This is a genomic window from Streptococcus oralis, assembly GCF_003943825.1.
Lineage (GTDB): Bacteria > Bacillota > Bacilli > Lactobacillales > Streptococcaceae > Streptococcus > Streptococcus oralis_CD.
The window spans coordinates 25874-51504 of the sequence record NZ_RJNJ01000004.1; the positions used below are offsets into that span (position 1 = coordinate 25874).

The following is a 25631-nucleotide window of genomic DNA, read 5'->3' on the forward strand; positions in this document are numbered from 1 at the left end:
ATAGTGTCGTTTGAACTATCAGGAGGAAACGATGAAAGATTTTCATTTTGACGCTATATCTGCCTTTGAAAATTACGAAATTGAACAAATGAGAGATGGTCACGTTGTGGTGACGACAAAAGTAGTGGACTCGTCGCTCAATTATTATGGCAATGCCCATGGTGGCTATCTCTTTACTCTTTGTGACCAAATTAGTGGTTTGGTGGTTATCTCGCTGGGGCTTGATGGAGTGACGCTCCAGTCCTCTATCAACTACCTAAAGGCAGGAAAACGCGACGATGTGCTGACCATTAAAGGAGAATGTGTCCATCAAGGTCGCACAACCTGTGTCGTGGATGTGGATATTACCAATCAAGAAGGCAGAAATGTCTGCAAAGCAACCTTCACCATGTTTGTCACAGGCCAGCGGTCAGAAGACAGACAGGTGAGGATATAGATAAACAAAAAAGAGGCTCGTACCTCTTTTTCTTATTGTGTTCTTCCGATGAAATGGTGGTCTGACAATGTCATCCACCGTGTCTGGCACGGGAAATTTAGAATTGACCTAAAAATATGATTTCAGGTCTTTGCGAGTTCAGATAGTGTATACACACTATCATAAAAATAGAACTATCAGTAAAGGTCAGAATGACACTTTTGGACTAATGGTTCTATTTTATTTTTGGGAGAATCCCCAATCCTCTATCTATATTGTTATTGATTTATTGCTATCATGACTTGTTCAGCAATTGCTTTAGCTAGCAACGGTGGGACAGCGTTACCTACCTGAGTAAATTGAGGTGTTTCTTTTGCTCGCTTATCGCCCCCAGTAGTACGCTTTCCTAGAAATACAAAACTATCGTCAAATGATTGTAGACGCGCCATTTCTCTTACAGTCAACACACGGTTAAAAAATGGGTGGATATAGTCATCTGGTAATGTTACCATGGTTGGAGAAACGGTATCTTGGTTAAGACGAACTCGAATACTCTTTTTAGTAAAGATTGCTTCAATTGCTGCAGGAGTTAATTCTCCATTTCTCAACATGTTTGAAAATTGATTTTCAGTGATTTCTGTATTCAACCGATTTTTGATTTCATTCCAAAAGAGTTCTGCATCTTCAAATGATGTTTTTAATCTAAGAGCAAGTGATTTTAAAATATGGTGTTTTCTTAAGTTGTCATTATCATTCATAGACAATAAACCTAGTTGGCGATTTGTAAATTGTAGCCATTTTTCAGATTGAAAATTTTCTTGAAGCAAATCTTGTTTTTTTAGTTGCTTTAGAATGATAGGTTGGTTTGTTTTACCATTAAGTTGAAATAAACTTTCTGTGAATAGATTTGGGCAATCTCTTTGTAATTCCAATCCTTCCAATTGGATCCTATTAGCAGCTTTTGCTCTGTTCTCACCTTGCTGATATAGTGAAAATCGTTGTGTGACAATATCATCATGTCTTGAGAATTCCATATTTAACGGATTAGCATTTATAATAGGTTGTCCATCAGTGTTAGGAGTTCTTCCTAATCGGCTTTGTACGGAATAATCTGTTTCGTAATCAAATTCCCCGTCATAAAGATCACCTAAAGCATCATAAACAGTAACGCTTGGAATATCGTTGTCACTTTCTGGATATTCGATAGGAGTTACATCGTTACGGTATGCTAAAAATACAACTCGATTTCTTTGTTGTGGAACACCGAAGTTTGCAGCATTTAGAACCTGAACATCAAGTAGAGTATATCCTAACTCGTCTAACTCATTTCTAAGAATGGATTGAACTAAATTCTGTCCTTTGTAAATTCTATCATCAAGTACGCTTGGAAAGTCAAGCATCTGCATATCTAAAATACCTGTTACGTTTTCCATAACGACATAACGCGGCATAACGTCTTTAATGATACGCAAATATTCATGGAAGAGCATGTTTCTAGGGTCTTTAGAATCTCTTTTCCCTAGACGGCTAAAGCCTTGACAAGGAGGACCACCAAAAATAACATCTACAGAACCTCTTTCAAAGATATTTCCATATTTCAATGAGTTTATTGATTGAAATATTTTGTCAGAAGTAAGTTCTTTTATATCAGCAAGTTCAAAGTGAGTGTCAACCCCGTCAACTAAGCCTAATTGTTGATGTCGGTTTGTATATGTTTCTTCTACCATAGGGCTTTTATCGCTGGAGAAGATAATATCAAATCCAGCTTGTAGGATTCCTTCGCTAAATCCTCCAGCGCCACAGAATAAGTCTATTGCATAGGGCATAATTTACCTCGAATTTTGTTTTTTGCTACCTTAGTAGTATATCAGAAAATTATTGAAAAGTCCAGGAGTTACTCCCCTATAATAGATATTCGTTAAACATTTGATAAAACCAGTGAAAATGTAAACTAAAATGAATTTTATTTATGTTGGAAGTTATAAAATAAAGAAAATGATAATTGGAGAATTGTTATGGAGCGTTATATCAAAGAAAATATTGAGCGATTACTTTATTCGAGTAAACTATCGCAAAGTGAGTTATCGAAAAAGACAGGACTTAGCAGGCAGACGATTAACAAATTATTATCTCCAAATACTAATTATAGTCCTAAACTTTCAACCTTGGTAGTGATTGCTAATGCTTTATCAATCAATTTTCCAGAACTTTTGATTAGAACCGACAAGATAAGTGCTTCCAAAGAATTTTTTTCTAATTCTGTGGAGGAATATCAAAATATTCTTATACAAAATGTCAAGCTATATTTGAGAAGATGGAATCAATTTTCATTGAGTACTTCAGATGGAGTTAGAGAGTCTACTATAAGCAATCTTGTAAATGGTAAATATTCAGATATTTATTTTTCAACAATAGAAAGTCTTGCAGATGAAATGGGAGTTTCGCTGGCTGATTTATTTAAGAGAGGAGAAAACTAATGAAATTTATTCCATATGACGACGAATTAGAAGTTATCAACGCTATACATAAGTATAATTCTAATGATTATACTGTTATCAGACTGACGCAAACTATGTTAAGTAAAAGTATTATCGATGCAAATGGTTTTTTAAGGAAAATGTTGTTAGATAATGATTTATTGGATTTCGAAAAATTGACTGACAAAGTTTATTTAATGGCTAATCTTGTATTGGAAGACCAGCAACATGAAGTGAAAATAAGTTTCTATAAAGCCAATAAAAGAGGCGATGAGCGATTTTGGATATCTGGATTGGGAGAGTTCATTAGGTCATCTCAAATCAATGTTAACGATTTAATCTATATTACTGTAGACAATCGAAAAGAACTTACTCTATTTAATGTGACGAGAAGTATTCCTCAAAACAGTACTATCATACAGCTATTTGGACAAGATAAGGTCGAAGATTCATTAAATAGATTGATTCCACGGATCAGACTCATAGCAAAACAAGGTTTTCATAGAAATTCAAAAGGTGTAGGTAAGATTGCACCGAAGGATGCCGGGGATACTCTAGAGTCACTTTTGGGAATTAAAACCAATAACAGTCAAGAAGCTGATTTTGAAGGAATTATTGAGCTAAAATCAAAATCCTCCAAAGCGTTAGATACCTTATTTACCCTACGTCCAGATTTTGAAGGAACACCTGTTGCAGAGTTTGAAACGAATGATAGAAGTAGAGTGTCAGCATTTTCTCGCTTATATGGTTATGATTCAGATAAGCATTTAGGATATAAGAGTTTATATATTACAATAGGTTCAGAAGAAAATCCTCAAAATAATCAGGGTTTTTATCTGGAAGTTAATGATAGAGATAATATTGTTGAATTGAGAAAACAAGAAAATAAGAAGACTATCTTAGCTGCTTTTTGGACATTCAAAGCATTAGAGGAAGAATTGCATAAAAAACACCCGGCTACTTTGTGGGTGAAAGTTGAATCTAAAATGGACGGTGAAGTAGGTCAATTCAAGTATATTGAAGCGGAGTTAACTCGCTCACCACAATTTATGACTTTTCTTTCTTTGATAAAATCAGGCGCAATTACATATGACTGGCGTGGCTATACGACTCCATCGGGCAAGTATGCTGGTAAGAATCATGGTAATGCTTGGAGGATAAAAAATAAGCAAAGAAGTTTGTTGTTTGGTAGTACGGAAATTATTGACTTAAATATTTAGTAAGTTGGAGAAATTTTATGGTAAAAGATAATGGGGGATCAATTGCGCAAAAAGGCTTTAATTATCAAAATTGCGTTATATCTTTAGTTGCGATTAGAAACTATAATAAGTCCAATTTTTCAATATATGTTGAGACGGATGAGGATTTTGAAGTTACTTATGATGATAGCTATCATGCTTATATACAGGTCAAAGGTCAGAAAAACATGAGTCTCAAAAAGTTATTACAAGAAACAAAGGAACGACCTTCTATCTTTGAAAAGAATCTTTCTTCAGGGACAAACGATTCTATTTATAAAATTGTAGTATATAATTTTAAAGAAAGCGATTTAAAAGAAATGCAAGAACAGCTAGATACAGAAGAACTTTTTTCTAGTTCATGGCTGTTATCTGATAATCAAAAGAAGGAAGTTAATAATCCGAGGGTAGATAATTTTGCTTTGGTAAAAACTGCTTTTGATAATAACATTATCGATGCTAAAACATTTTTAAAGGGAGAGATGGCAAATCAAAGGGTCTCTATTGATAATAGAGATGATGTAATTATTAACGAATTATTGCAGCAAATTGTCCAAAAATCTGAAAAAGAAGTGCATACGATTGCAGATAAAGAACTCAAAAAGATTACATCAGAAGAGCTAAATTTAATCTTACAAAAAGTAACTGCAAAGGCACGATTTGATAAAGAACTTGATAAATTTGGTTTTACTGAAATTAAGAATGAGAAAATAAAGAAAGAAGAAAAAAAGATTATATTAGAATATATAACTGCTAAAAAATCTGTCGTCAATTTTTTGAACAGTGATGAAAATAGTTTAGAAAATGAATCGGTAACAACATTAATACCTAAAACATTTATGTTACCTGAAATGGAAACATTATCAGAAAACAGTAGATATGCTGTAGGAATATCGGCGTATTGCGATATTTTGGAGGGAATTGCTAATGAGTAAGATGACCATAAAAAGTCTTTTAATAGCAGATTACGAGAACGAAAAAGCGAACAAATTTGTATTTTCTAATTCAGCAAACCTAATAGTTAGTAGTACGAATGGTGAAGGGAAGTCTAGTCTAGTTAAATCAATTTACTATGCCTTAGGAGCAAACCTCAAATCATTTCCCAGGGGTTGGAATGCGGACAATTTTATTTTCCAATTAGAAGTTTTTATTGATGGTAATGAATTTTTGATCAAGAGACATAATAAAGTGATTTCTGTTTTAGATAATAATGAAGTCAAACTGTTTGAAAACTTTGCAGAATACTATTTGTGGTTTCAAGAGAAACTTAAAATGAGGCTGGAATTAGTCAACAAAAGCAGCGATAAAGCAAGTTTAGCTTCTGTTGAAGCCCTTTTTAGTCCAATGTATATTGATCAGGATAAAGCATGGGATGGTAAATTATTTAAAGATTCATTTGAAAGTTTAGGACGGTATAAATCAAATGATTTTCCCAAAAATGTTTTTGATTATTATTTAGGCATCTCTGATAGTCAAATCGTTGATAAAGAAAGTAAAAAAAATGAGTATTTAAGGCAATTAGAGTTAGTAAATGGAAGAATCAATCAGGTTCAATCGGTATATAAAACATACCGTACTAAAAATAAAATTACTGAGACAGTTCCTAAAGATTTCAAAGACCTACAAAAAGAATTAGATTTTTATATTACCGAAACAGATAAGTTTTCTATAAAAATTACCGATAAGACTGGGGAATTATCTAAAGAAAAGATAAAACTTGATATATTAAATCAAGATTTAGAAGAGCTCAAAAAGTTATCAAGTAAGATTAAGGAGAGATTTTCTGAAATTAGACATGAATGTGTTTATTGCCATTCTATCTTAACTAGACAACAATCCCTAACACGTTTAGAACTGGAAGACAATGAACTTGCAATCAAGAGTCGAATAGATAGTATTTCTCAGCAAATTATGAAATCTAAAAGAATAGTTCAAGAAAAAGAAGAAGATATAAAACACCTACAAGAACAGTTTAATCAATATCATGAACGTTTAACTGAACTGAGACAATTATCTGATATTGATGAGTATGTGAATCAAAATGTTTTATCTGAACTAAAAAAGTTAGAGATTCAAGAAACTTTGGAAAAATCAAATCTTGACAAATTGATTGGTGACATTACAAAAGAAATAAGGATGCTCAAAAAAGAGCTTAATCAGAGAGCGAAAACAATTGAAGGAGAGTATGAAGCACTTAAAAATGAACTTTCAATTCTAATTGGTTCAACAGGTATCACAGATAAAAAATTCCGTAATTTTGATAAGTTAGAGGGCAGTGGAACAAATTTAAATAAAGATTTATTGGTAATTTTTCTCGTTTATATGAACTTGGTTGATAGTAAATCTATCACAAGTCTGCCATTTGCTATTGATTCATTCGTAAAAAATGAAACTGATAAAAAGGTTTTGAAAAAAATGTTCGACGCAATAAATGCAAAATTTCTAAGTTTAAAAAGTCAAACGTTCTTTTCGATTATTAGAGATAATTTGAAATATGTTGATTCGAAAGTTAATCAGGTTAACATAGAAAGTCCATTATTAAAGAGTGAATATTATAGCGATCTGTCTAAAGAAATTATATAAGTTAGAATAAAAAGTATACTTACTAAAACAAGTAGTCTACAAAAAAGCGGTCTTCAACGAAAGTTGACAACCGCTTTTTAATTTCTTTTTATTTCTTTTTCCGATTTAGTGCGGCATTGAGTACAATGGCGAGTAGGCTGGCTACGACGATTCCGTTTGAGAAGAACATTTGGAAGGCTGTTGGCATGCTGACGAAGAGATTGCTGTTATTCAGACCTACACCTGCAGCGATTGAGACAGCTGCGATAAGGAAGTTGTGTTCATTGTTAGCAAAATCAACGCGCGCTAGGATTTGCATCCCTTGAAGGGAAACAAATCCAAACATCACCAGCATGGCACCACCGAGAACAGGACTCGGAATGATTTGGGCAAGGGCTCCAAACTTAGGAAGGAGTCCAAGGAGAACTAGGAAACCAGCTGCGTAGTAGATTGGCAGACGGGTTTTGATACCTGATAATTTGACCAAACCAACGTTTTGTGAAAATCCTGTGTAAGGGAAGGTGTTAAAGATTCCTCCGAGAAGTACGGCTAAACCTTCTGCACGGTAACCGTTACGCAGGCGCGTGCTATCGATTGGGTCTGTCGTGATATCAGACAATGCTAGGTAAACACCAGTCGACTCAACCATAGACACCGTTGCGATGATACACATCATGACAATAGATGAGATTTCAAAGGTTGGCATCCCAAAGTAGAGTGGAGTTGGGACATGGACAAGCGGTGCTGCCGCAACAGGAGAGAAGTCCACCAAGCCCATAGTAGCAGCAATGGCAGTTCCAACAACCAGACCAATCAAAATGGAGATAGACTTGATAAATCCTTTGGTAAAGATGTTGATCAAGAGGATAATTAGAACAGTGATGGCTGCAAGCAAAAGACTTTGACCAGTTGGCTCTGGGACGTTATTTCCCATATTTCCAATAGCGACAGGAATCAAGGTTAAACCAATCGTGGTAATGACAGAGCCTGTTACGATAGATGGGAAGAGATTGGCAACTTTTGAGAAAATGCCTGAAATCAGAACCACATAAATCCCTGAAACGATAAGGGCACCAAACATAGCTCCGCTACCGTGACTTTGTCCAATCATAATTAAAGGAGCGACGGATTGGAAGGCAACTCCGAGAACGACGGGTAGTCCAATCCCAAAGTATTTGTTGAGTTGGAGTTGGAGGAAGGTGGCCACCCCACACATGAAGATATCTGTGGAGATTAGGTAGGTCAATTGCTCAGCTGAATAGCCAAGAGCTGTCGCAATCATGATAGGAACCAGGATAGAACCTGAGTACATGGCTAGTAAGTGCTGCAAGCCAAGAACGGCTGCTTGCGAGTGTTTTTCTTGTTTTTGCATTAGAGATCTGCCTCCTTAAATACGACCTGACCATTTTCAAAACGATCCAAGCGAGCCAGTGATAGGACTGGATATCCTGCTTTTTCAAGCAAATCACGACCATCTTGGAAAGATTTTTCAATTACGATGCCAATCGCTTCAACTTTTGCTCCAGCTTGTTCGATGATTTGGATCAAGCCTTTGGCAGCTTGTCCATTTGCTAGGAAATCATCGATAATCAAGACCTTGTCCTCAGGTGAGAGGAATTTTCCAGCGATGGAAACGGTGCTGGTCACCTGCTTGGTAAAGGAGTAGACTTGGGCAGTTAAGATTCCTTCATTCATGGTGATGTTTTTAGCTTTCTTGGCGAAAATCATGGGGACATCTAAGGCTTCAGCTGTAAAAACGGCTGGGGCAATGCCTGACGCTTCAATGGTTACAACTTTGGTAATGCCAGCAGCAGCGAATTTTTCCGCAAATACCTTACCAATCTCTCGCATCAAGCTAAAGTCAACTTGATGGGTTAAAAAGGAATCTACCTTGAGGATGTTGTCACCCAAGATATGCCCATCCTTGAGGATGCGCTCTTCTAATAATTTCATAATACCTCCTAAAGTCTAAAAGATGCTTCATTTGCTTGTCTAGAGTTTCTACTATAGTAATAGAAAAAGGACCTACTTAATCCCCTAAGTAAGTCCCCAAAATAGGCATGGCCAAAACCATACCTTCAGCTGACATACTCATTGTTAGGTGTTCTGGCACCTTGTAGAAACGTCGTGCCAATTCACGACATAAACAAGTAAAATGATATTCAATTTTAAATAGGCTGTTGCCAATGTTTTTATTTTACACCAATTAGCTTTATAAATCAAATATTTTGTTAGCAAATAGACCATAAAAGCGAACGAATAAAAGGCTGCAATGCTAGATAGTATTGTAGCCTTCGATTATTCTATTCACTAAATCTTAGAAAATAACCATCTGGATCCAAGACTGCAAATTCGTGAGGATAGATGTAGTGATCCCCAACACGAAATGTTCTCTTAGTCAAAGGACGATAAATAGGATAGTTGGCCTCCAGCAGTTTTTGGTGGAGCTGAGGGACATCTTCAATACCAAAGGAAATATTGACACCGCGCCCGAAAGGATAGGTTAGTTGGGCTAATTCTTCTGTGCTGCCTTCTTCTAGCATAAGTTGGCAGTCTTCAAGCGAGAGGAAGAGAAATTTCTCCTCTGGACGCTCGTATTCGACAGAAAATCCCAGCAAGTCGCAGTAGAAGTGGCGTGACTTTTCGAGGTCAGATACTACAAATTCAGGAATGACAGCTTGATAGTCCATTAGCTTTCTCCTTAGAGCTCAATCTCCATGACAATGGGTGTGTGGTCTTGGCGCGCACCAGAGTCAATCATATCAGACTTAGTTACTTTGTCAGCGATGCGGTTACTTGTGAGCCAGTAGTCGATTCTCCAGCCTGTATTGTTGATTTTAGAAGTCTTGCTGCGTTGTGCCCACCAAGTGTAGCGTTCTGGAACATCGCCATGAACATGACGGAAAGTATCTGTAAATCCAGTTGCCAAAAGGTTGGTAAATCCAGCACGTTCCTCATCGGTAAATCCAGGTGAATGGCGGTTGCTGGCAGGATTTGCAAGGTCGATTTCATTGTGGGCTACGTTATAGTCACCGGTCGCAAGGACTGGTTTTTCTTTGTCTAGTTCAGCCAAATATTCAGCATATTTGACATCCCAGACTTGGCGTTCTTCCAAGCGTTTGAGACCATCACCAGCGTTTGGAGTGTAAACTTGGGTTACGAAAAATTCATCAAATTCCAAGGTGATGATGCGACCTTCCAAGTCCATGGTAGAAGGGGCACCGATTTCTGGGAAGCTGATAGTAGGCGTAAGTTCTTTCTTATAGAGGAACATAGTACCAGCATAGCCTTTACGGGCAGGTTCTTGGGAAGAGCGCCACGTATTTTCGTAGCCTGGGAAGAGTTCCTCTAAAATTTCCAAGTGTTTCTTTGTAGGACCCTTGGCAGAAAGTTTGGTTTCTTGTATAGCAATGATATCAGCATTTTCTGCCACAAGGGTTTGTAGGACTTCTTGGGACAATTTGGCGCGTGCTGAGTCACTCGTTAGGGCTGCATTGAGGGAATCAATATTCCATGAGATGAGTTTCATAAAGTTACCTTTTTCATTCTGATTACAGACTATATTATACCAAAAAAAGGCGCATTTCCCCAACGTATGGTTTGAAAAATCACCCTCTTTCGTTTATAATTAAGAATGATTTTATGAAAGGGAGTGAAAATACATGAAATTCTATTCTTATGACTATGTCCTCAGCCAAATCGGTCAGCAAAATGGCATCATGATTGGTTTAGGGATTGTCCTATTAGCTGTGACAGGATTTTTAGCTTTCAAGGCTTATCATGATAAAAAGGGGACCAAATTTCGTGAGTTGGTCATGATTTCAGCTTTGACCTTATTAGCTCTCCTTTTGGTCAGCATCACAACTTATCAAAACAATCAAGTATCTAATAATAAATTTCAAGCTTCACTTCATTTCATCGAGCTTGTTTCCAAAGAATTGGGAGTAGACAAGTCAGAGGTTTATGTCAATACTTCTGCCGACACTGATGGCGCACTTATCAAGGTAGGAGATCGCTATTACCGTGCCTTGAACGGAAGTGAGCCAGACAAGTACCTGCTAGAGAAAGTGGAATTGCATAAAACAGATGCAATTGAACTGGTGGAGGTGAATAAATGACACTCAATTATATGGAAATTTTAATCAAACTAGCCCTGGGTCTCTTTTCTCTGGTTTTCGTGATTAATGTGACAGGAAAGGGCAACCTAGCGCCTAACTCAGCGATAGATCAAATTCAGAACTATGTACTCGGGGGGATCATCGGTGGGGTGATTTACAATAGCTCCATCAGTATCCTTCAGTATGCAGTTATCCTGATTATGTGGACCATTCTGGTCTTGACTCTCAAATGGCTGAATAATAATGTTCACTTTGTGAAACGTTTGATTGATGGGAAGCCAACCCTGCTCATCAAAAATGGGAAGATTGATCCAGAAGCCTGCCGTTCAGTTGGTTTATCAGCAGCGGACGTAGCACTTAAGCTCCGTAGCCAGGGAATTTTCCAAATGAAACAAGTCAAACGCGCTATGCAGGAGCAGAATGGTCAACTCATCGTAGTCCAAATGGGAGATGAGAATCCCAAGTATCCTGTTGTCACAGACGGTGTTATCCAAGTTGAAATTTTGGAGACCATTGGTCGGAGCGAAGAATGGTTGCTTGATAACCTCAGCAAACAAGGGTATGACAATGTGGCCAATATCTTTATCGCTGAGTATGACAAGGGTGTCGTCTCAGTCGTAACTTATGAATAAGAAAAACCTGGGGTCTTGTACTCTTCAAAAATCAAATTCAAACTGCGTCAACGTCGCCTTGCCGTATGTAGGTTACTGACTTCGTCAGTTCTATCTACAACCTCAAAGCAGTGCTTTGAGCAGCCTGCGGCTAGTTTCCTAGTTTGCTCTTTGATTTTCATTGAGTCTTGGCCTCAGGTTTCCATTTGCAATCAGAAAGGGATTTTATGTCCATTATTCAAAAACTCTGGTGGTTTTTCAAGTTGGAAAAGCGCCGTTATTTAGTCGGAATTGTGGCCTTGGTCTTGGTTTCCGTCCTCAACCTTATTCCCCCCATGGTCATGGGGAGAGTCATTGATGCCATCACTTCGGGGCAATTAAGCCAGCAGGGCCTGCTTCTTGACCTATTTTACTTGCTGCTTGCGGCCTTTGGGATGTACTATCTGCGTTATGTTTGGCGTATGTATATCCTCGGGACTTCCTACCGTTTGGGACAGATTATGCGGTCTCGCTTATTTGAGCATTTCACAAAAATGTCTCCAGCTTTTTATCAGACCTATCGGACGGGGGACCTGATGGCACATGCTACAAATGATATCAATGCCTTAACTCGTCTCGCAGGTGGCGGAGTCATGTCAGCAGTGGATGCCTCTATCACGGCTTTGGTGACTTTGCTGACCATGCTCTTTAGCATTTCATGGCAAATGACCTTGGTTGCCATTCTTCCCTTGCCTTTCATGGCTTATGCGACCAGTCGTCTAGGGAGAAAGACCCACAAGGCCTTTGGCGAATCTCAAGCTGTCTTTTCTGAACTCAATAACAAGGTGCAGGAGTCTGTATCAGGTATCAAGGTGACCAAGTCTTTCGGTTATCAGGCGGATGAGTTGAAGTCCTTTCAAGCGGTCAATGAATTGACCTTCCAAAAGAATCTCCAAACCATGAAATACGACAGTCTCTTTGACCCCATGGTTCTCTTGTTTGTTGGTTCATCCTATGTTTTAACGCTCTTAGTCGGTTCCTTAATGGTTCAGGAGGGGCAGATTACGGTTGGAAATCTGGTTACCTTTATCAGCTACTTGGATATGTTGGTCTGGCCTCTTATGGCCATTGGCTTCCTCTTTAATATTACTCAGCGAGGGAAGGTGTCCTATCAGCGAATTGAGGATCTTTTGTCTCAGGAATCACCTGTAAAAGACCCTGAATTTCCTCTGGATAGTATTGAAAATGGACGTTTGGAATATGACATTGACAGCTTTGCCTTTGAAAATGAGGAGACACTGACGGATATTCACTTTAGTTTGGAAAAAGGGGAAACTCTTGGCTTGGTCGGGCAGACAGGCTCTGGGAAAACATCCTTGATTAAGCTCCTTTTGCGTGAATACGATGTGGATAAGGGAGCTATTTATCTAAACAGTCACGATATTCGGGATTATCGTCTGACAGACCTTCGTGGTCTCATGGGCTATGTCCCTCAGGACCAGTTCCTCTTTGCGACCTCTATCTTAGACAATATCCGCTTCGGCAATCCTAATTTGCCCCTTTCAGCGGTCGAGGAAGCGACTAAACTAGCTCAAGTTTACCAAGATATTGTAGACATGCCTCAAGGATTTGATACAGTTATCGGTGAAAAAGGGGTCAGTCTTTCAGGGGGTCAAAAGCAGCGCCTAGCTATGAGTCGGGCTATGATTTTAGACCCTGATATCTTGATTTTAGATGATTCCTTGTCCGCCGTGGATGCCAAGACAGAGTATGCCATTATCGACAACCTCAAGGAAACGAGGAAGGATAAGACAACTATCATCACAGCCCATCGTCTCAGTGCAGTCGTCCATGCAGATTTGATCTTGGTTCTGCAAAATGGTCAAATTATCGAACGGGGCACACACGAAGACCTGCTTGCCCTGGATGGCTGGTATGCCCAAACCTACCAGTCTCAGCAGCTGGAAATGAAAGGAGAAGAAGATGCAGAATAAACAAGAACAATGGACTGTATTGAAGCGCTTGATGTCCTATCTCAAGCCCTATGGATTCCTGACCTTTTTGGCACTCAGTTTTCTCCTCGCGACGACAGTCATTAAAAGTGTCATTCCCCTTGTGGCTTCCCACTTTATCGACCAGTACCTCAGCAATCTCAATCAGTTTGCTATTACAGTTTTATTAACCTACTATGGCCTCTATATCCTGCAAACTCTGGTTCAGTATGTCGGCAATCTTCTCTTTGCGCGGGTGTCCTACAGTATTGTAAGGGATATTCGTCGCGATGCCTTTGCCAATATGGAGAAGCAGGGCATGTCTTATTTTGACAAGACGCCAGCAGGTTCCATCGTCTCTCGTTTGACCAATGATACCGAGACCATCAGTGATATGTTTTCAGGGATTTTATCCAGCTTTATTTCAGCAGTCTTCATCTTTCTGACAACTCTCTATACCATGTTGGTGCTGGATTTTCGTTTGACAGCTTTAGTCTTGCTCTTTCTTCCCTTGATTTTCCTTTTGGTCAATCTCTACCGGAAAAAGTCAGTGAAAATCATCGAGAAAACCAGAAGTCTCTTGTCAGATATCAATAGTAAGCTGGCAGAGAATATCGAGGGAATCAGGATTATCCAGGCCTTTAATCAAGAGAAGCGTCTGAAGGCAGAATTTGATGAAATCAACCAAGAACACTTGGTCTGTGCCAACCGCTCTGTCGCCTTGGATGCCCTCTTTTTACGTCCTGCCATGAGTTTGTTGAAACTTCTAGGCTACGCTGTTTTGATGGCCTATTTTGGCTACCGTGGGCTTTATCTGGGAATAACAGCAGGAACCATGTATGCCTTTATCCAGTATATCAATCGTCTCTTTGATCCTCTGATTGAGGTGACGCAAAACTTTTCAACCCTTCAAACGTCCATGGTATCTGCAGGCCGTGTCTTTGCCTTGATTGATGAGAGGACCTATGAGCCTCTTCAAGAAGATGAGCAAGCCAAAGTCCAAGAGGGCAATATCCGTTTTGAACATGTGTGTTTCTCTTATGATGGTAAGCACCAGATTCTGGATGATATTTCCTTTTCAGTTAACAAGGGCGAAACCATTGCCTTTGTAGGACATACAGGTTCAGGGAAATCTTCCATTATCAATGTCCTCATGCGTTTTTATGAATTTCAGTCAGGGAGAGTTCTCTTGGATGATGTGGATATCCGAAACTACAGCCAGGAAGAACTGAGAAAGAACATCGGTCTGGTCTTGCAGGATCCCTTCCTCTATCACGGGACTATCAAGTCCAATATCGCCATGTATCAAGAGATTAGTGATGAGCAAGTAAAGGATGCAGCTGTCTTTGTGGATGCAGATTCCTTTATTCAGGAGCTTCCGCAGGGTTATGATGCACCTGTGTCTGAGCGTGGTTCGAGCTTTTCTACTGGACAGCGTCAGCTTCTTGCCTTTGCCAGAACAGTCGCAAGTCAGCCTAAAATCTTGATTTTGGATGAAGCGACAGCCAATATTGACTCTGAAACAGAAAGTTTGGTTCAAGATTCCCTAGCTAAGATGAGAAAGGGGCGGACAACCATTGCTATCGCCCACCGCCTTTCGACCATCCAGGACGCCAACTGCATCTATGTCTTGGACAAGGGACGCATCATCGAGAGTGGAACCCATGAGGAACTCTTGGCCTTGGGAGGAACCTATCACAAGATGTATAGCTTGCAGGCAGGGGCCATGTCCTAATACTCTTTGAAAATCTCTTCAGACCATGTCAGCTTTATCTGCAACCTCAAAGCTGCACTATGATTTTCATTGAGTATAAGAAGGAAATTCTTCAAATCACAGATTTCTTGCACCGCCTTTTCCATTTTGTGGTATAATGAAAAATGTTGACAAATAGTATAATAAAAACAAAGGAGAAACAGCATGCTGAAATGGGAAGACTTGCCCGTGGAAATGCAATCAAGCGAGGTTGAGTCTTACTACCAGCTTGTCTCTAAAAGGAAGGGTTCGCTGGTTTTCAAGCGTTGCCTGGATTGGGTTCTGGCCCTGTTTTTGCTACTTTTGACTTCTCCCATCTTTCTTATCTTGAGCATTTGGATCAAGTTGGATAGCAAGGGACCTGTCATTTACAAGCAAGAGCGCGTGACCCAGTACAACCGTCCGTTCAAGATTTGGAAGTTCCGTACTATGGTGACGGATGCGGATAAAAAAGGAAGTCTGGTGACTTCTGCTAACGATAGTCGCATTACCAAGGTTGGGAATTTCATTCGTCGTGTGCGCTTGGATGAACTGCCTCAGCTAGTCAATGTCCTTAAAGGTGAGATGTCCTTTGTAGGCACACGACCTGAGGTACCACGTTACACCGAGCAGTATAGCCCTGAAATGATGGCGACCTTGCTCTTGCCAGCAGGAATCACCTCTCCAGCCAGCATCAACTACAAGGATGAAGACACCATCATCAGTCAAATGACGGAGAAAGGCCTAACGGTTGATCAGGCCTATGTAGAGCACGTCCTTCCTGAGAAGATGCGCTATAACCTCGCCTATCTCCGAGAGTTTAGTTTCCTTGGAGACATCAAAATCATGTTTCAAACCGTGTTTGAAGTGCTAAAATAAAGTAGTCATGAGAAAATGAGTACAGATAAAAGGAGCAAATCAATGCCAAATTACAATATTCCATTTTCACCACCTGATATTACCGAAGCTGAAATTGCTGAAGTAGCAGATACCCTGCGTTCTGGTTGGATCACAACAGGTCCGAAGACAAAAGAACTGGAGCGTCGCTTGTCTCAATACACACAGACACCTAAGACTGTCTGCCTCAACTCTGCGACCGCCGCTCTTGAGTTGATTTTGCGTGTGCTTGAAGTGGGACCAGGTGATGAAGTCATCGTTCCAGCCATGACCTATACAGCTTCATGTAGTGTGATCACACACGTAGGAGCAACACCTGTCATGGTGGATATCCAAGCAGATACTTTTGAGATGGACTATGACCTGCTTGAGCAAGCTATCACTGAAAAAACCAAGGTGATTATTCCAGTAGAGCTTGCAGGAATTGTTTGCGACTATGACCGTTTGTTCCAAGTCGTGGAGAAAAAACGTGATCTCTTTACAGCTGCTAGCAAGTGGCAAAAGGCCTTTAACCGTATTGTCATTGTCTCTGACAGTGCCCATGCTTTGGGATCTACTTACAAAGGACAACCAGCTGGTTCTATCGCTGACTTCACTTCCTTCTCTTTCCATGCTGTTAAGAACTTTACAACAGCTGAGGGAGGAAGTGCGACTTGGAAAGCCAATCCAGCGATTGATAACGAAGAAATGTACAAGGAATTCCAAATCCTTTCCCTTCATGGTCAAACCAAAGATGCCCTTGCTAAGATGCAATTGGGTTCATGGGAATACGATATCGTAACGCCGGCCTACAAGTGCAACATGACGGATATCATGGCTTCTATTGGTTTGGTACAATTGGATCGTTACCCAACTTTGCTACAACGTCGTAAGGACATCGTGGACCGCTATGATTGTGGTTTTGCGGGTACTCGTATTCACCCACTTGCACACAAGACTGATACTGTCGAATCTTCACGCCACCTCTACATCACCCATGTAGAAGGAGCAAGTTTAGAAGAACGCAACCTTATCATTCAAGAATTGGCCAAAGCAGGAATTGCAAGTAATGTTCACTATAAACCGCTTCCGCTCTTGACAGCCTATAAGAATATTGGCTTTGATATGGCAGATTATCCAAGAGCCTATGCCTTCTTTGAAAATGAAATTACGCTTCCTCTTCACACTAAATTAAGCGATGAAGAAGTAGACTATATCGTTAAGACTTTGGTGAGAATTTCCGAAGAAATCCTTGGTTCTGGAAAAAAATCATAAAAAAATCTTGACAAAGATAGAACAATAACATATAATATTCTCAATAAATCAGAAAAGTAGTTATTTTTGATCTTCAGGGAGCCTGTGTTGATTGTGAACAGGTGGTTGGAAGTAGTGAAAGTGGGCTGATTTTAAAAATGAATTTGAAACAATGAAAATTCGGTGCGCACACCTTACAGTGCAACTTGTTGTTAGACAAGGTAGAGATGTAAAGGGGGATAGTCCCTTTATAATTGAGGTGGCACCGCGTTACCAACGCCCTCACACGGAAGTCGATTCCGTGTGTGGGCTTTTTTCATATCTTGAAATTAATACTGAAAGAGGAAAAATTTTATGACAACTAAAGGTTATTTTGGACAATTTGGTGGTAGTTTTGTACCGGAGCCGATTCAGGCTTTGTTGGATGAGTTAGAAGTTACATTTGATAAATACAAGGATGATCCAGAGTTTTTGGCAGAATTTCGCCATTACTTGAAGGATTATTCAGGTCGCGAAACACCGCTTTATTTTGCGGAAAGTTTGACAGACCATCTAGGTGGGGCTAAGATTTATCTCAAGCGCGAAGACCTGAACCATCTGGGTTCCCACAAACTCAACAACGTTTTAGGGCAAATCCTTCTTGCCAAACGTATGGGCAAAAAACGAGTGATTGCGGAAACAGGAGCTGGTCAGCACGGTGTTGCGACAGCCGCGGCTGCAGCCAAGTTTGGTATGGCTTGTGATGTCTACATGGGAGCGGAGGATGTGGAGCGTCAACGTCTCAATGTCTTCCGCATGGAGATGATGGGAGCGACCGTTCACGCGGTTGAAACAGGGACACGAACTCTCAAGGATGCGGTCGATGCAGCCTTTGGAGCATGGATGAATGACCTTGAAGCCTTCTACGTTTTGGGATCTGCTGTAGGCCCTCATCCTTATCCTACAATTGTTCATGAATTCCAAAAGGTCATCAGTGAAGAGTCTCGTCGTCAAATCTTAGAAAAAGAAGGCCGTTTACCAGACTACGTCATTGCCTGTGTAGGTGGTGGTTCCAATGCCATCGGTGCTTTTTCGCAGTATGTGGCTGATGAAGAAGTCAAATTGGTTGGGGTTGAAGCTGCCGGTCACGGACTTGATACTGACAAGCACGCAGCCACTATGACAAAAGGTAGTGTCGGAATTGTCGATGGTATGAAGACCTATGCAGTCTTTAAGGAAGATGGAGAGCTAGCTCCAGTTTACTCTATCTCAGCTGGATTGGACTATCCAGGGGTTGGTCCAGAACACGCCTACTTTAAAGATTCTGGCCGTGTAGCATACGTAGCAGCGACAGACGAAGAAGCTGTTCAAGCCTTGCTCCTTCTCAGCAAGACAGAAGGGATTATCCCAGCGATTGAAAGTTCGCATGCTATCGCAGAAGCGGTTAAACGTGCACCGAAACTAAGTAAAGATGAGATTATCATCATCAATGTCTCTGGTCGTGGAGACAAGGACGTAGCTGCGATTGCAGACTACCTAGAAGATAAAAAATAAGAGATGGAAAAATTACAGTCCTTTCTCTCACAGAGAGCTTGTGGTTGCTGGAAACAAGCAGAGAAAGCTGTAAGGTTGGGTCCATCTGAAACAAGAGAAGAAAACATAATTCTCAAGGGAGTGCCCTTTATCGCACAGCCTGTTACAGGAGGTTTCTGAGACAGGAATGAGAGATAGGAGAAATCCTATAATTGAGGTGGCACCGCGAATTTCGTCCTCACGCAAGTTATTTTGCGTGGGGATTTTTATATATTTATCGTAGATATGGCTATCAGTTTTAAATTATGCTTCATCACTAGATAGATTTCTATAAAATATTTGCGAACGAAGTGAGCATTAAACCACTATTTCCCGCCATAGTGGTATCCTAGAGAAGCAAAGATGCTTCTCTAGGACGGAATTTTTGAGACACATGGCTCAAAAATTAGGGATGAAATTTCGGAGAAAGTTGCTCCCGTCCGCACTATTTAAGGGAAATAGAAAAAGATAAAAAATTAAAAATAAGGAACTGAAAGGGAAATTACAATGGAACGAATCATTCATGGAGATGTCTTATCACCAATCTTGGCTTATATGCGCCTAAAGGGGCAACACAAGGTTATCTTAGAGAGTATTCCGAGAGACAAGGAAACAGCTCGTTTTTCTATCCTAGCCTATAATCCTGTTTTTGAGATTCAGTTTGAAAATGGAGTTCTCTATCAAAATGGTCAAGTGATTGATCGGGATCCCTTGGATTTCCTTTATGAAGTGACACATAAGAGCCAGCACCATTCAGACCTACCTTTTGGTGGAGGAGCCATTGGTTTTGTTGGTTACGATATGATTTCGCTCTATGAGGAAATCGGTCAAATCCCTGAGGATACCATTGGGACGCCAGACATGCATTTCTTTGTCTATGAGAGTTATATGGTCTTTGACCACAAGAAGGAAAAAATTCATGTTATCGAGGATGCTCTTTACAGCGAGCGTAGTCAAGAAGACTTGGAAAAAGCCTTGAATCAAGTGCTTGAGGAATTACGCATCCCTGCTCCAAATGAATTTGAAGACTTGGATTTATCTCCGCTGAACTTCAAACCGCATATCGCTCCTCAGAAGTTTGAGGAAATGGTGGAAACAGCTCGCGACTTGATTCGTAATGGTGATATGTTCCAATGCGTGCTCAGCCAGCGTTTTTCAGCAGAAGTTACTGGAAATCCATTTGACTTCTACAGAAATCTTCGCGTGACTAATCCATCCAATTACCTCTATTTTTATGACTTTGGGGATTATCAAATCATCGGTGCTAGTCCTGAAAGTTTGGTTTCTGTTAAAAATGGCGTTGTAACAACCAATCCGATTGCCGGTACGCGACCAAGAGGGGCTACGGATGAAGAGGACAAGGCCTTGGCGACAGACCTGCTTTCTGATGAGAAGGAAACAGCAGAACATCGGATGTTGGTAGACTTGGGGCGTAATGATATTGGCCGCATCTCTGAAACGGCCAGTGTCCAAGTCACCAAGTATATGGAAGTGGAGCTCTTCCGCTATGTTATGCATTTGACCAGCGTGGTCAAGGGACGTTTGCTTCCAGAACTCACTGCCATGGATGCCTTGAAAGCTACACTTCCAGCTGGAACAGTTTCAGGAGCTCCAAAGATTCGGGCCATGAGACGGATCTATGAACTGGAAACAGAAAAACGTGGTGTATACGCAGGAGCAATCGGCTACTTGTCTGCGACGGGTGATATGGACTTCGCCATCGCCATTCGAACTATGATTCTCAAAAATCAAACAGCTTATGTGCAGGCTGGGGCAGGGATTGTCTATGACTCTATCGCCCAAAACGAATACCAAGAAACCATTAACAAGGCTAAATCTATGACTAGAATTGGAGAACTAAGACCATGATTATATTGATTGACAACTATGATTCTTTTACCTATAACTTGGCTCAATACATTGGGAATTTTGCAGAAGTGCAGGTCTTGAGAAATGATGATCCCAAGCTGTATGAAGAAGCTGAAAAAGCAGATGGCCTGGTCTTTTCTCCTGGTCCTGGTTGGCCAGTTGATGCTGGAAAGATGGAAGACATGATTCGTGACTTTGCAGGTAAGAAGCCAATTCTAGGGATTTGTTTGGGTCACCAAGCCATCGCAGAAGTCTTTGGTGGGAAGTTAGGTTTGGCTCCAAAAGTCATGCATGGGAAACAGAGCCATATCAGCTTTGAAGTGCCATCTGTTTTGTATCAAGGTATTGAGGATGGTCGTCCAGTCATGCGTTATCACAGTATTTTGGTTGAAGAAATGCCAGAAGACTTTGAAGTGACAGCTCGTTCGACTGATGACCAAGCTATTATGGGAATTCAACACAAAACCCTGCCGATTTATGGCTTCCAGTACCATCCAGAAAGTATCGGAACGCCAGATGGCTTGTCTTCTATTCGGAATTTTATCGAGAAGGTTGTAAAGTGAGGAAACTAGGATGAAAGAGATTATTGAAAAACTAGCAAAATTTGAAAATTTATCAGGTGTGGAAATGACGGATGTCATCGAGCGTATCGTAACTGGGCGTGTAACAGAAGCGCAGATTGCTTCTCTTCTCTTGGCCCTTAAGATGAAGGGGGAAACACCGGAAGAGCGCACAGCCATTGCACAAGTCATGAGAGGCCATGCCCAACACATTCCAACTGAAATTCATGATGCCATGGACAACTGTGGTACAGGTGGGGACAAGTCTTTCAGCTTTAACATTTCCACAACTGCAGCCTTTGTCTTGGCTGGTGGCGGCATTCATATGGCCAAGCACGGTAACCGTTCGATTTCTTCTAAATCGGGCTCGGCAGATGTCCTTCAAGCATTGGGCATCAATCTTGACCTCAAACCAGCTGAATTAGGTAAGGTCTTTGATAAAACTGGAATCGTCTTTCTCTTTGCTAAAAATATGCACCCAGCTATGAAGTACATCATGCCAGCTCGTTTGGAACTGGGAATTCCAACAATCATGAACTTGACTGGTCCACTGATTCACCCAATGGCCTTGGAAACACAGTTGCTTGGCATTAGTCGTCCAGAATTGCTAGAAAGCACCGCTCAGGTATTGAAAAACATGGGTCGCAAACGTGCTATCGTAGTTGCTGGACCAGAAGGGCTTGATGAAGCTGGCTTGAACGGAACAACCAATATTGCTCTTCTTGAAAATGGCGAAATCACCTTGTCAAGCTTCACTCCAGAGGATTTGGGGATGGAAGGCTACGCTATCGAAGATATCCGTGGAGGGAATGCTCAGGAAAATGCAGAAATTTTGCTTAGTGTTCTTAAAAACGAACCAAGCCCATTCTTGGAAACGACAGTTCTAAATGCTGGTCTTGGTTTCTATGCTAATGGTAAGGTAGCTAGTATCAAGGAAGGAGTTGCCTTGGCCCGTCAAGTGATTGCTAGTGGCAAGGCCCTTGAAAAACTCAGACTGTTACAGGAGTACCAAAAATGAGTCAGGAATTTTTAGCACGAATCTTAGAGCAGAAGGTGCGTGAGGTCAAGCAGATGGAGCTGGAGGAAATCCAGCCCTTGCGTAAGACCTATCGTTTGGCAGAATTTTTAAAGAATCACCAGGACAGATTACAGGTAATCGCTGAGGTCAAGAAAGCTAGCCCTAGTCTGGGAGATATCAATCTGGATGTGGATATCGTTCAACAGGCCCAGACTTACGAGGCTAACGGCGCTGTTATGATTTCTGTTCTGACAGATGAAGTTTTCTTCAAGGGTCATTTGGATTATCTTCGTGAGATTTCCAGTCAGGTAGAGATTCCGACTTTAAACAAGGATTTTATTATCGATGAAAAGCAAATCATTCGTGCTCGCAATGCAGGTGCGACAGTTATCTTGCTTATCGTAGCGGCTTTATCAGAAGAACGCCTCAAGGAACTGTATGACTATGCAACAGAGTTTGGTCTAGAAGTCTTGGTGGAGACCCACAATCTAGCTGAACTAGAAGTGGCCCACAGACTGGGTGCCCAGATTATTGGGGTTAACAACCGCAACTTGACCACCTTTGAAGTCGACTTGCAGACTAGTGTAGACTTGGCCCAGCACTTTAAGGAAGATCGTTATTACATTTCTGAATCTGCCATTTTCACAGGGCAGGATGCGATACGTGTCGCACCATACTTTAACGGAATTTTGGTGGGAACAGCGCTCATGCAGGCAGAAGATGTGGCTCAAAGAATCAAGGAGTTGCAGATTGACAAAGGTTAAGATTTGTGGACTATCGACCAAAGAAGCGGTAGAAACAGCCGTATCAGCAGGGGCAGACTATATCGGTTTTGTCTTCGCACCCAGTAAAAGACAGGTGACCTTGGAAGAGGCTACAGAGCTGGCAAAGCTCATTCCTGCAGGTGTAAAAAAGGTTGGCGTATTTGTTTCACCAAGTCGGGCAGAACTGCTAGAAGCGATTGAAAAAGTTGGCTTGGACTTGGTACAAGTTCATGGTCAGGTAGCAGATGGTTTGTTTGAGGATTTGCCTTGTGCCAGCATTCAGGCCGTGCAGGTAGATGGAAATGGTCATGTGCCTCATTCTCGGGCAGACTATCTACTCTTTGATGCTCCTGTGGCTGGGAGCGGCCAGACCTTTGATTGGGGCCAGCTAGATACGGCTGGATTAGCCCAGCCTTTCTTTATCGCTGGTGGGCTTAAGGAAGACAATGTAGCAAAAGCAATTCAACACTTTACTCCCTATGCAGTAGACGTATCAAGTGGAGTGGAGACAGATGGACAAAAAGATCATGAAAAGATTAGAAGATTTATAGAGAGGGCAAAGAATGGCATATCAAGAACCAAATAAAGATGGATTTTACGGAAAATTCGGCGGACGTTTCGTCCCAGAAACATTGATGACAGCAGTTTTGGAGTTGGAGAAGGCCTACCGTGAAAGTCAGGCGGACCCAAGTTTCCAAGAGGAATTGAACCAACTTTTACGTCAGTACGTAGGACGTGAAACTCCCCTTTACTACGCAAAAAACTTGACCCAGCATATCGACGGAGCCAAGATTTACCTCAAGCGTGAAGACCTCAACCATACAGGGGCCCACAAGATTAACAATGCCTTGGGACAGGTTCTCCTCGCTAAACGCATGGGTAAAAAGAAAATTATCGCTGAAACTGGTGCTGGTCAGCACGGTGTGGCAACTGCAACAGCTGCAGCCCTTTTTAACATGGAATGTACCATCTACATGGGTGAGGAAGATGTTAAACGCCAAGCCCTTAACGTCTTCCGTATGGAGCTTTTGGGAGCCAAGGTTGAGGCTGTGACTGATGGTTCGCGCGTGCTCAAGGATGCGGTCAATGCAGCCCTCCGTTCATGGGTGGCAAATATCGACGATACCCACTATATCCTTGGTTCTGCCTTGGGACCTCATCCTTTCCCAGAAATCGTTCGTGACTTCCAAAGTGTCATCGGTCGAGAAGCTAAACAACAGTACCGTGACTTGACAGGACAAGACTTACCAGATGCCCTAGTAGCCTGTGTTGGTGGTGGTTCTAATGCTATCGGTCTCTTCCATCCATTTGTAGAAGATGAGTCTGTAGCTATGTATGGGGCTGAAGCAGCTGGACTTGGTGTGGATACAGAGCACCACGCAGCAACCTTGACCAAGGGACGTCCAGGTGTCCTCCACGGTTCACTTATGGATGTGCTCCAAGACGCTCATGGTCAAATTCTTGAAGCCTTCTCTATCTCAGCAGGTTTGGACTATCCTGGTATCGGTCCAGAACATTCTCACTACCACGATATCAAACGTGCCAGCTATGTTCCTGTGACGGACGAGGAAGCCTTGGAAGGATTCAAACTCTTGTCTCGCGTGGAAGGGATTATCCCAGCCTTGGAATCTAGCCACGCCATCGCTTTTGCAGTGAAATTGGCCAAAGAACTTGGTCCAGACAAGTCAATGATTGTCTGCCTATCCGGTCGTGGGGACAAGGATGTAGTTCAAGTCAAAGACCGCTTGGAAGTAGATGCAGCAAAGAAGGGAGAAGCCCATGCCTAAGACTTTAACAGAAAAATTGAACGCTATCAAAGCAGCTGGAAAAGGAATTTTTGTTCCCTATATCATGGCTGGGGACCATGAGAAAGGTTTGGATGGTCTCGGTGAAACAATTCACATTTTAGAAGATTTGGGTGTTTCAGCCATTGAAGTAGGTATTCCCTTTTCAGACCCTGTTGCAGATGGACCTGTGATCGAAGAAGCAGGCTTGCGCAGTCTAGCCCACGGGACTTCTACCCAGGCTTTGGTTGAAACCTTGAAAACCATTCAAACAGAAGTTCCGCTGGTTATCATGACCTACTTTAACCCCCTCTTTCAGTACGGTGTGGAGAAATTTGTCAAAGATTTGGCAGATACAGCGGTTAAGGGCTTGATTATTCCAGACCTGCCTCATGAGCATGCCAATTTTGTAGAGCCTTTTTTGTCAGACACAGACATGGCCTTGATTCCCCTAGTTAGTTTGACAACAGGGATTGAGCGTCAAAAAGAGTTGATCAAGGAAGCAGAAGGCTTCGTCTATGCTGTTGCCATCAATGGGGTGACAGGGAAGTCAGGAAATTACCGTGCAGACTTGGACAAGCACTTGGCACAATTGCATCAAGTAGCTGACATCCCAGTCTTGACAGGTTTTGGTGTGTCTAGCCAGGCCGATGTAGAACGTTTCAATGCGGTATCAGATGGTGTTATCGTTGGTTCGAAAATTGTAAAAGCTCTCCACCAAGGAGAGCCGATTGAGGACTTTATCAAACAAGCAGTAGCTTACCAAAAATAATCAAACAAGCAGCAAGTAAGAGGAAAGGCACGAAAGGAAGTCTTTCCTTTTTCTTTTGAG

General features: G+C 41.3%; 24 protein-coding genes, 1 pseudogene, 1 riboswitch and 2 other annotated features. Of the genes and pseudogenes, 19 read left to right on the forward strand and 6 right to left on the reverse strand.

The window, feature by feature from the left end; translation table 11 throughout:
• The first annotated feature begins 31 nt into the window (after positions 1-31).
• A complete protein-coding gene (locus D8863_RS04350) occupies positions 32-436 on the forward strand; it encodes a PaaI family thioesterase (protein WP_125441196.1) in 405 nt (134 codons plus the stop codon).
• A gap of 257 nt (positions 437-693) precedes the next feature.
• On the opposite strand, the gene D8863_RS04355 is transcribed toward D8863_RS04350, so the two are convergent.
• A complete protein-coding gene (locus D8863_RS04355; protein WP_125441197.1) occupies positions 694-2241 on the reverse strand; it encodes a DNA cytosine methyltransferase in 1548 nt (515 codons plus the stop codon).
• A 189-nt stretch (positions 2242-2430) separates the two neighbouring features.
• On the opposite strand from D8863_RS04355, the gene D8863_RS04360 reads away from it, so the two are divergent.
• Genes D8863_RS04360 through D8863_RS04375 form a run of 4 tightly spaced genes read left to right on the forward strand, consistent with a single transcriptional unit; the run spans position 2431 to position 6713 of the window.
• A complete protein-coding gene (locus D8863_RS04360) occupies positions 2431-2892 on the forward strand; it encodes a helix-turn-helix domain-containing protein (protein WP_125441198.1) in 462 nt (153 codons plus the stop codon).
• Positions 2892-4112, forward strand: coding sequence for an MvaI/BcnI family restriction endonuclease (locus tag D8863_RS04365; protein WP_125441199.1), 1221 nt, complete (start codon positions 2892-2894; stop codon positions 4110-4112). Before D8863_RS04360 ends, D8863_RS04365 begins: the two co-directional genes overlap by 1 nt.
• 17 nt (positions 4113-4129) lie before the next feature.
• Entirely contained in the window at positions 4130-5065 is a 936-nt protein-coding gene (locus tag D8863_RS04370) for a dsDNA nuclease domain-containing protein (RefSeq protein ID WP_125441200.1), read from the forward strand.
• Positions 5058-6713, forward strand: coding sequence for an endonuclease (locus D8863_RS04375; protein WP_125441201.1), 1656 nt, complete (start codon positions 5058-5060; stop codon positions 6711-6713). The genes D8863_RS04370 and D8863_RS04375 overlap by 8 nt, the downstream gene beginning before the upstream one ends.
• 88 nt (positions 6714-6801) lie before the next feature.
• On the opposite strand, the gene D8863_RS04380 is transcribed toward D8863_RS04375, so the two are convergent.
• The 4 genes from D8863_RS04380 to D8863_RS04395 form a co-directional block, all read right to left on the reverse strand.
• The gene (locus D8863_RS04380; protein ID WP_125441202.1) at positions 6802-8064 is read right to left on the reverse strand and encodes a nucleobase:cation symporter-2 family protein; all 1263 of its coding nucleotides are present in this window, start codon (positions 8062-8064) and stop codon (positions 6802-6804) included.
• On the reverse strand, positions 8064-8645 hold the full coding sequence (locus D8863_RS04385; RefSeq protein WP_000770401.1) for a xanthine phosphoribosyltransferase: 582 nt from the start codon (positions 8643-8645) through the stop codon (positions 8064-8066). Before D8863_RS04385 ends, D8863_RS04380 begins: the two co-directional genes overlap by 1 nt.
• Positions 8646-8766: 121 nt before the next feature.
• Positions 8767-8862, reverse strand: a riboswitch (purine riboswitch).
• 133 nt (positions 8863-8995) lie between these two features.
• Positions 8996-9382, reverse strand: a complete 387-nt coding sequence (locus D8863_RS04390; RefSeq protein ID WP_000386238.1) for a bleomycin resistance protein — start codon at positions 9380-9382, stop codon at positions 8996-8998.
• An 11-nt stretch (positions 9383-9393) separates the two neighbouring features.
• Positions 9394-10221 (reverse strand): exodeoxyribonuclease III, encoded by an 828-nt coding sequence (locus tag D8863_RS04395; protein WP_125441203.1) that lies wholly within the window; start codon positions 10219-10221, stop codon positions 9394-9396.
• Positions 10222-10354: 133 nt separating this feature from the next.
• On the opposite strand from D8863_RS04395, the gene D8863_RS04400 reads away from it, so the two are divergent.
• The 14 genes from D8863_RS04400 (at position 10355) to trpA (ending at position 25571) form a co-directional block, all read left to right on the forward strand.
• Positions 10355-10810 (forward strand): DUF3290 family protein, encoded by a 456-nt coding sequence (locus tag D8863_RS04400; RefSeq protein WP_125441204.1) that lies wholly within the window; start codon positions 10355-10357, stop codon positions 10808-10810.
• Complete coding sequence (locus D8863_RS04405; protein ID WP_125441205.1) at positions 10807-11442, forward strand: DUF421 domain-containing protein; 636 nt, start codon at positions 10807-10809, stop codon at positions 11440-11442. The genes D8863_RS04400 and D8863_RS04405 overlap by 4 nt, the downstream gene beginning before the upstream one ends.
• 206 nt (positions 11443-11648) lie before the next feature.
• The gene (locus D8863_RS04410; RefSeq protein ID WP_125441206.1) at positions 11649-13394 is read left to right on the forward strand and encodes an ABC transporter ATP-binding protein; all 1746 of its coding nucleotides are present in this window, start codon (positions 11649-11651) and stop codon (positions 13392-13394) included.
• Entirely contained in the window at positions 13384-15126 is a 1743-nt protein-coding gene (locus D8863_RS04415; protein ID WP_125441207.1) for an ABC transporter ATP-binding protein, read from the forward strand. The genes D8863_RS04410 and D8863_RS04415 overlap by 11 nt, the downstream gene beginning before the upstream one ends.
• A gap of 183 nt (positions 15127-15309) precedes the next feature.
• Positions 15310-16002 carry a sugar transferase gene (locus tag D8863_RS04425; RefSeq protein ID WP_125441208.1) on the forward strand — a complete coding sequence of 231 codons (693 nt, stop codon included), beginning with the start codon at positions 15310-15312 and terminating at the stop codon, positions 16000-16002.
• Between the two features lie 42 nt (positions 16003-16044).
• Positions 16045-17274: a DegT/DnrJ/EryC1/StrS family aminotransferase gene (locus tag D8863_RS04430; RefSeq protein WP_185761444.1), complete on the forward strand. Its 1230-nt coding sequence runs from the start codon at positions 16045-16047 to the stop codon at positions 17272-17274.
• A gap of 34 nt (positions 17275-17308) precedes the next feature.
• Positions 17309-17540 (forward strand) — a binding site (T-box leader).
• Positions 17541-17607: 67 nt separating this feature from the next.
• A complete protein-coding gene (gene trpB, locus D8863_RS04435; protein WP_125441210.1) occupies positions 17608-18786 on the forward strand; it encodes a tryptophan synthase subunit beta in 1179 nt (392 codons plus the stop codon).
• Positions 18783-19008 (forward strand) — a binding site (T-box leader). Its footprint overlaps the gene before it by 4 nt.
• Before the next feature lie 303 nt (positions 19009-19311).
• A complete protein-coding gene (trpE, locus tag D8863_RS04440; RefSeq protein ID WP_125441211.1) occupies positions 19312-20673 on the forward strand; it encodes an anthranilate synthase component I in 1362 nt (453 codons plus the stop codon).
• Positions 20670-21236: an aminodeoxychorismate/anthranilate synthase component II gene (locus D8863_RS04445; protein ID WP_125441212.1), complete on the forward strand. Its 567-nt coding sequence runs from the start codon at positions 20670-20672 to the stop codon at positions 21234-21236. The genes trpE and D8863_RS04445 overlap by 4 nt, the downstream gene beginning before the upstream one ends.
• A gap of 10 nt (positions 21237-21246) precedes the next feature.
• Positions 21247-22251 (forward strand): anthranilate phosphoribosyltransferase, encoded by a 1005-nt coding sequence (gene trpD / locus D8863_RS04450; protein WP_000658694.1) that lies wholly within the window; start codon positions 21247-21249, stop codon positions 22249-22251.
• On the forward strand, positions 22248-23015 hold the full coding sequence (gene trpC, locus D8863_RS04455) for an indole-3-glycerol phosphate synthase TrpC (protein WP_125441213.1): 768 nt from the start codon (positions 22248-22250) through the stop codon (positions 23013-23015). The genes trpD and trpC overlap by 4 nt, the downstream gene beginning before the upstream one ends.
• Positions 23002-23601: a phosphoribosylanthranilate isomerase gene (locus tag D8863_RS04460; protein ID WP_185761445.1), complete on the forward strand. Its 600-nt coding sequence runs from the start codon at positions 23002-23004 to the stop codon at positions 23599-23601. Before trpC ends, D8863_RS04460 begins: the two co-directional genes overlap by 14 nt.
• Positions 23579-24802: a tryptophan synthase subunit beta gene (gene trpB / locus D8863_RS04465; RefSeq protein ID WP_125441215.1), complete on the forward strand. Its 1224-nt coding sequence runs from the start codon at positions 23579-23581 to the stop codon at positions 24800-24802. Before D8863_RS04460 ends, trpB (D8863_RS04465) begins: the two co-directional genes overlap by 23 nt.
• On the forward strand, positions 24795-25571 hold the full coding sequence (trpA, locus tag D8863_RS04470; protein WP_125441216.1) for a tryptophan synthase subunit alpha: 777 nt from the start codon (positions 24795-24797) through the stop codon (positions 25569-25571). Before trpB (D8863_RS04465) ends, trpA begins: the two co-directional genes overlap by 8 nt.
• Here trpA and D8863_RS11360 read toward each other — a convergent pair.
• Positions 25543-25629: pseudogene (locus tag D8863_RS11360) on the reverse strand (prepilin peptidase); the annotation flags it as partial. The gene trpA and the pseudogene D8863_RS11360 sit on opposite strands and share 29 nt — an antisense overlap.
• Between the last annotated feature and the right edge of the window lie 2 nt (positions 25630-25631).

Coding starts and splice junctions, on each gene's coding strand:
- D8863_RS04375 (WP_125441201.1), top strand. CDS start 5,058: ATGAGTAAGATGACCATAAAAAGTCTTTTAATAGCAGATTACGAGAAC.
- trpB (WP_125441215.1), top strand. CDS start 23,579: ATGGCATATCAAGAACCAAATAAAGATGGATTTTACGGAAAATTCGGC.
- D8863_RS04370 (WP_125441200.1), top strand. CDS start 4,130: ATGGTAAAAGATAATGGGGGATCAATTGCGCAAAAAGGCTTTAATTAT.
- D8863_RS04385 (WP_000770401.1), bottom strand. CDS start 8,645: ATGAAATTATTAGAAGAGCGCATCCTCAAGGATGGGCATATCTTGGGT.
- trpD (WP_000658694.1), top strand. CDS start 21,247: ATGAAAGAGATTATTGAAAAACTAGCAAAATTTGAAAATTTATCAGGT.
- D8863_RS04355 (WP_125441197.1), bottom strand. CDS start 2,241: ATGCCCTATGCAATAGACTTATTCTGTGGCGCTGGAGGATTTAGCGAA.
- trpA (WP_125441216.1), top strand. CDS start 24,795: ATGCCTAAGACTTTAACAGAAAAATTGAACGCTATCAAAGCAGCTGGA.
- D8863_RS04380 (WP_125441202.1), bottom strand. CDS start 8,064: ATGCAAAAACAAGAAAAACACTCGCAAGCAGCCGTTCTTGGCTTGCAG.
- D8863_RS04400 (WP_125441204.1), top strand. CDS start 10,355: ATGAAATTCTATTCTTATGACTATGTCCTCAGCCAAATCGGTCAGCAA.
- D8863_RS04415 (WP_125441207.1), top strand. CDS start 13,384: ATGCAGAATAAACAAGAACAATGGACTGTATTGAAGCGCTTGATGTCC.
- D8863_RS04410 (WP_125441206.1), top strand. CDS start 11,649: ATGTCCATTATTCAAAAACTCTGGTGGTTTTTCAAGTTGGAAAAGCGC.
- D8863_RS04395 (WP_125441203.1), bottom strand. CDS start 10,221: ATGAAACTCATCTCATGGAATATTGATTCCCTCAATGCAGCCCTAACG.
- D8863_RS04390 (WP_000386238.1), bottom strand. CDS start 9,382: ATGGACTATCAAGCTGTCATTCCTGAATTTGTAGTATCTGACCTCGAA.
- D8863_RS04405 (WP_125441205.1), top strand. CDS start 10,807: ATGACACTCAATTATATGGAAATTTTAATCAAACTAGCCCTGGGTCTC.
- D8863_RS04425 (WP_125441208.1), top strand. CDS start 15,310: ATGCTGAAATGGGAAGACTTGCCCGTGGAAATGCAATCAAGCGAGGTT.
- trpE (WP_125441211.1), top strand. CDS start 19,312: ATGGAACGAATCATTCATGGAGATGTCTTATCACCAATCTTGGCTTAT.
- D8863_RS04445 (WP_125441212.1), top strand. CDS start 20,670: ATGATTATATTGATTGACAACTATGATTCTTTTACCTATAACTTGGCT.
- trpB (WP_125441210.1), top strand. CDS start 17,608: ATGACAACTAAAGGTTATTTTGGACAATTTGGTGGTAGTTTTGTACCG.
- D8863_RS04430 (WP_185761444.1), top strand. CDS start 16,045: ATGCCAAATTACAATATTCCATTTTCACCACCTGATATTACCGAAGCT.
- D8863_RS04360 (WP_125441198.1), top strand. CDS start 2,431: ATGGAGCGTTATATCAAAGAAAATATTGAGCGATTACTTTATTCGAGT.
- trpC (WP_125441213.1), top strand. CDS start 22,248: ATGAGTCAGGAATTTTTAGCACGAATCTTAGAGCAGAAGGTGCGTGAG.
- D8863_RS04350 (WP_125441196.1), top strand. CDS start 32: ATGAAAGATTTTCATTTTGACGCTATATCTGCCTTTGAAAATTACGAA.
- D8863_RS04365 (WP_125441199.1), top strand. CDS start 2,892: ATGAAATTTATTCCATATGACGACGAATTAGAAGTTATCAACGCTATA.